The sequence below is a fragment of the Peribacillus sp. P4_D6 genome (genome assembly GCF_056401795.1).
Genome location: NZ_JBFUIQ010000319.1, coordinates 1 through 1,474, shown reverse-complemented (window position 1 = coordinate 1,474; position 1,474 = coordinate 1). Strand labels below are relative to the sequence as shown.

General features: G+C 37.8%; 1 protein-coding gene. It reads left to right on the top strand.

Translation table 11 applies throughout. From position 1 onward, the window contains the following. Nucleotides 1-639 precede the first annotated feature (639 nt). Nucleotides 640-1,474, top strand: an 835-nt coding sequence (locus tag AC1DVB_RS27170) for a magnesium transporter CorA family protein (RefSeq protein ID WP_477591939.1), incomplete at its 3' end; no start/stop codon positions are given.

The following is a 1,474-nucleotide window of genomic DNA, read 5'->3' as shown; positions in this document are numbered from 1 at the left end:
ATCCGCTCCCTTTCCGCCGRCTKTCTGCCAAGCCRYYTCAAAGCAAGCGCCTGTGGTGTCTGCTAGCTAGTACTTCGGCAGGAGTGTCGCAAATTTCTTCAATCTAATGAGGGTTTCATCCATATAAAAAGTAAAAAAAATGAATGATAACCGGAGCTTGTTTAAAATCATGGTTCAGGATGAGACCATTCCGAACCATGATTTTAAACAAACTGGAGTGGAAATCAACATCTGAAAATTGTAACCATACCCGAGGAGTTGAAGGTGTGTTTTGATTCAGGTGGTTTAGGAACATCAGTTACGTTTTCCGAACCCTTTTTGTCTACTAACTATCGCTTGGGGCTACCCAGGCGTTTTTTTTGTAGTGGCATTTTATTTATCAATTGATAAAAGTCAGATGATTACGAATTCTGAACAAGGATTCAAGGTATTAAATTCTTTATTGTGCTTTAAATGAATAAGGATTAAGATAAAAGAATCGAAAGGAAGTGGATACGAGTGAGCAGCAGTTCTTATGATCCTGAACCCAGAAAGCAAGAGGAAGCCAATATGATGCTAGAAGTCGAGACTGTTATTCTCCCTGAGTATCTGCTCGAAGAAGGTAAATAAGGCTTTCTCTATAGAAGAGGAGGTCAAAAAATGATTGAAATCTACAAGACGGATGATAACCGTCACCTGAACAATATCGAGGAAATGACAAAAGGTTCCTGGGTGAACATTGTCGCGCCCACAGAAGCTGAAATAGATTATATATGCTCGACTTTGAAGTTACCGATCAATTTCATGAAAGATCCACTCGATGATGAGGAAAGACCGCGAATCGAAAAAGAGGATGATAATGTTTTAATAATTGTCGACTTCCCATATTTGACCAGGGATGAAGCCGACTTACCGATTTTTGAAACGATTCCCATAGGCATGATCTTTACCAAAGACTGTTTCATTACGGTATCTCTGAAAGAAACTCCGATATTGGCGAATTTCAAAACCAATAAGATCAAAGGATTCTTCACCAATAAGAAGACGAGATTTGCTTTACAAATATTATTCGAGATTTCATCCTATTATTTACGTTACCTGAAACAGATTAACAAGATGACTAATGAAGCCGAACGTGAATTACATCAGTCAATGAAAAATAAAGAATTATACACTTTCCTTGCTTTGGAAAAAAGCCTGGTTTATTTTACGACATCATTGAAATCCAATCGTGTAGTCCTTGATAAGATTCTCCGATTTAATTATCTGAAAATGTATGAAGAAGATAAAGAATTGCTTGAGGATGTAATCATCGAAAATGCTCAGGCTATCGAAATGGCAGAAGTGTATCTATCCATTCTTAGCGGTATGATGGATGCATTCGCTTCGATCATTTCCAATAATGTCAATAATGCCATGAAGTTTCTAACATCAGTGACCATTATATTAACGCTGCCGACGATGGTGGCAAGTTTTTACGGAATGAATGTGGAAC